4 protein-coding genes and 2 tRNA genes are annotated in these 3,840 nt (G+C 54.9%); 3 read left to right on the plus strand and 3 right to left on the minus strand.

Going from position 1 to position 3,840, the window contains the following annotated elements; translation table 11 throughout:
• Nucleotides 1–245 precede the first annotated feature (245 nt).
• Genes znuB through ACEQ15_RS15735 form a run of 3 tightly spaced genes read right to left on the minus strand, consistent with a single transcriptional unit; the run spans nt 246 to nt 2,285 of the window.
• Complete coding sequence (znuB, locus tag ACEQ15_RS15725) at nt 246–1,037, minus strand: zinc ABC transporter permease subunit ZnuB (protein ID WP_370280188.1); 792 nt, start codon at nt 1,035–1,037, stop codon at nt 246–248.
• Nucleotides 1,030–1,797 (minus strand): zinc ABC transporter ATP-binding protein ZnuC, encoded by a 768-nt coding sequence (znuC, locus tag ACEQ15_RS15730; protein WP_370280189.1) that lies wholly within the window; start codon nt 1,795–1,797, stop codon nt 1,030–1,032. Before znuC ends, znuB begins: the two co-directional genes overlap by 8 nt.
• Entirely contained in the window at nt 1,797–2,285 is a 489-nt protein-coding gene (locus ACEQ15_RS15735) for a Fur family transcriptional regulator (RefSeq protein ID WP_370280190.1), read from the minus strand. Before ACEQ15_RS15735 ends, znuC begins: the two co-directional genes overlap by 1 nt.
• Before the next feature lie 64 nt (nt 2,286–2,349).
• Between ACEQ15_RS15735 and ACEQ15_RS15740 the strand changes: the two genes are divergently transcribed.
• The 3 genes from ACEQ15_RS15740 to ACEQ15_RS15750 all read left to right on the plus strand — a co-directional run bounded on the left by ACEQ15_RS15740 (nt 2,350) and on the right by ACEQ15_RS15750 (nt 3,836).
• Nucleotides 2,350–3,438, plus strand: coding sequence for a zinc ABC transporter substrate-binding protein (locus ACEQ15_RS15740; protein ID WP_370280191.1), 1,089 nt, complete (start codon nt 2,350–2,352; stop codon nt 3,436–3,438).
• A gap of 133 nt (nt 3,439–3,571) precedes the next feature.
• A tRNA-Leu gene (locus ACEQ15_RS15745) sits at nt 3,572–3,658 on the plus strand.
• Between the two features lie 91 nt (nt 3,659–3,749).
• Nucleotides 3,750–3,836: transfer RNA gene (locus tag ACEQ15_RS15750), tRNA-Leu, on the plus strand.
• The last annotated feature ends 4 nt before the right edge of the window (nt 3,837–3,840 follow it).

Below are 3,840 nucleotides of genomic sequence, written 5' to 3' on the forward strand. Positions count from 1 at the left end.
TTGCCCTGATACTGGCGCGAAAAGCGCGCTCTTTACTCAATTTTCGGTATTTATGGCTGGCTTTAGGCAACTGGGAGAGCAGGGCTGCCTATGAGGGCCGGAAACGCACATTCATCGTTAAGGCTTCACTGATCGCTGGAACCCGTGCGATAAGCCTTTAAAAGAGAGAACCCCGCTAACAAGCGGGGTTCGTCAGCAACCTGGAACCCGGCAGTTGCCGGGTTTTTTGTGTCTGGAAGAGACGCTTACGCAGCTTGGCGTTGTGGCCAGCTGTAGATCAGCAGGAATTCCAGCATCGCCATAACCACTACGGATGGACCGGCCGGTGTATCCCACTGATAGGACAACGCCAGGCCCAGGACAACGGCGCTACTTCCCAGCACAGCGGCGCCGATGGCCATCTGTTCCGGTGTCTTTGACAGGCGACGTGCCGCCGCCGCCGGGATAATCAGCAGGGACGAGATCAATAGGATACCGACGATCTTCATCGCGACCGAAATAATCACCGCGATCAGCAGCATCAATGCCAGGCGCACCGCGGTGACCGGCACCCCTTCAACCTGAGCCAGCTCTTCATTAATGGTGATCGCCAGCAGCGGTTCCCACAGTTTATACAGCAACACCGCTACCAGAATGCCACCGCCGTAGATCCAGTATAGATCTTCCGGGGTGATAGCCAGCAGGTCACCAAACAGGTAGGCCATCAGGTCAACGCGAATATCGTCGATCAGGGCGATTGCCACCAGGCCCAGCGACAGACTGCTGTGGGCCATGATGCCCAGCAGGGTGTCGGTGGCGACCAGATGCTGCCGTTGCAGGCTGACCAACGTCACGGCCAACAGCACGCAACAGGCGATCACCGCCAGGTTGAGGTTGATATCGAACAGGAAACCCATGGAGACACCCAGCAGAGCCGAGTGGGCCAGGGTGTCACCGAAATACGCCATACGGCGCCAGACTACGAAGGAACCCAGTGGACCGGCAATCGCCGCGACACCCAGGCCGCCCAGCAGGGCAAGAATCAGAAAATCAGCCATGGTTGTGCTCGCAACACTCTTCGATCACATCGCCATGGGCGTTGTGCTTGTGATTGTGATGATGACTGTACAGGGCGAGCTGTTCCGCGCCCTTGGCACCAAACAGATCCACAAAGGATGGATCGGCACTGACCTGTTCCGGATGACCAGAACAGCAGATATGGTGGTTCATGCAGACTACATGGTCGGTGGAAGACATCACAAGGTGCAGGTCGTGGCTGATCATCAGCACGCCGCAATTACGCTGATCGCGGATACGGGCGATCAGGGCGTACAGTTCCAGCTGACCGTTGATATCCACGCCCTGTACCGGCTCGTCCAGCACCAACAGGTTAGGATCACGCAGCAGTGCACGCGCCAGCAGTACCCGCTGCATCTCACCACCGGACAGGTTGTGTATAGATTCCTTGAGCAATGTTTCTGCGCCAACATCAGATAAAGCCTCCAACATCAGAGACTTATCCTTGCACTGGGTGGTTTGCAGAAAACGTTGCACGGTCAATGGAAAGGTTTTATCCACATGCAGTTTTTGCGGCATATAACCGATGCGCAAACCGTCTTCGCGCCAAACATTGCCGCTGGAAGGTTTGGTCAGGCCAAGTACTACCTTAACCAGGGTGGTCTTCCCCGCGCCGTTTGGGCCGATCAGTGTGGTGATACAACCCTTGTGTAGGGCCATATCGATGTTTTGCAGCACGTGGTTGCGGCCAAAGTGCAAATTAACCTGTTCCAGACGGACCAGATCGTGGTGTGACTTCATTATTCGGAATGCTCCCGACAATTCGGGCAACAACCCAGCACCTCAATGGATTGCTGCTCGGTGGTGAATCCCAGCTTGGATGCTTGCTGGGAGATCAAGGCTTCGGCATCACGGCTATCTGCTTCCACAGCGGTATTGCAGTGGCGGCAGATCAGGAAACAGCCGTGGTGGGACTTGCCCGGATGTGGACAGCCGATAAAGGCATTCAGCAGGGCGATCCGGTGAACCAGGCCCTGCTCCTGCAGGAAGTCCAGTGCACGATACACCGTTGGTGGCGCAGAGTTGAAACCTGCTTCGGCCAGTGCCGGCAGAATCTCGTACGCACCCAGCGGTTTATGGCTTTGCCACACCAGTTTCAGAACCAGCTCACGAATAGGGGTCAGGCGCTGATTACGCGCTTTGCACAGGGAACGGGCTTCATCCATAGCCTGTTCTATGCACTGGTTGTGGTCGTGGTGTGACTCAAATGCGATCGTACCCGAAGCCATATAGAGAAATACCTTTTTGGTTTGTTATAGTATAACGGAACATTTACCGGGATGAACCGACACTATGCGACTAAAAGCGACCATTGTATTTCTCAGTCTGCTCTTCAGCCAGTTTTCCCTGGCGTCTGAAGAAGTGAAAGTACTGGCCAGTATTAAACCTCTGCAGCTGCTGGCGGCCGATATTGTCGGTGATGCTGGTGAGGTGGAGTTGCTGATCAAACCGGGGGCGTCCCCGCACCACTATGCCATGAAACCGTCCGACCGCCGTAAGCTGGACAGCGCACACGTTGTGGCGTGGGTCGGTCCTGATCTGGAAACCTTCCTGGAAAAATCCCTGCGCGGTTCCGACGCGCTGGTGTTGCAGATGGCAGCTGCTGAAGAGGGTCATGAAGATCATGATCAGCACGAAGGACACGGCCATGAGGATCATGCCCGCCATGAGGACCATGACGATCACGACGAGCATGATGATCATAAAGGTCATGACGATCATGCAGAGCACGATGACCACGCCGCTCATGAAGAACATGGTCAGGATGAACACGAAGACCACGATCATGCCAAACATGAAGATGAACATGATGAGCATCACGGTGAAGAAACAGTAGCGGATGCCCATCACGATCATGAGCATGCCGGAGATCCCCACCTGTGGCTGGATCCGATTGTAACTCTCGAGTTCGGTAAAGAACTGCAGGAACAGCTGGCGCGTCGTTACCCGGCCCATGCCGAGACCTTCGCCAGCAACTACAAACGTCTGGAACAAAACGTTCTGTCACTGGATGCGGAGCTGAAAGAGAGCTTCAAACCACTGCAAGCGTCCGGTTTCTTCGTGTTCCACGATGCCTGGGACCACTTTGTGAACCACTACGGCCTGAACCAGCTGGGTTACTTCACCGTTGACCCGGGTCGTAAGCCGGGGGCACGTCACCTGACCGAGATCCGTGAACAGCTGGAACATAAGAAAGCCGTGTGTGTCTTCAGTGAGCCACAGTTCAAACCGTCGATTATCCGTGCGGTAACCAACGGCCTGGAAGTCCGTCAGGGTGAGATCGACCCGTTGGCGACCGACACTGAGCTGACGCGGGATAGCTATACTGCTTATATCCGCAGTGTGGCCGATCAGTTTATTGGTTGTCTGGCCGCCCGCTAAATTCGGGCTGTTTTACCGGGGCGTATAAAGGTCGAAGACCGCTCAGCAACTTGTTGAGAAAAAAGATAAAAAAAATTGAAAAAAGGTGTTCACAAACGGAAAACACCTCTATAAAATACGCCCCACTTTCGACGCAGATGTGGTGGAATTGGTAGACACGCTAGCTTCAGGTGCTAGTGCCTTCACGGGCGTGGGAGTTCGAGTCTCCCCATCTGCACCAATCCTCAACGCCTCAGGGCAAGCAGGATCTGGTGCAAAGAAAGTTACAACTTGCCGGACCGCGTAACCGGGTAAAAAAACACGCAACCGACGCAGATGTGGTGGAATTGGTAGACACGCTAGCTTCAGGTGCTAGTGCCTTCACGGGCGTGGGAGTTCAAGTCTCCCCATCTGCACCAATCG

This window comes from Pontibacterium sp. (assembly GCF_964228735.1).
Lineage (GTDB): Bacteria > Pseudomonadota > Gammaproteobacteria > Pseudomonadales > Balneatricaceae > Pontibacterium.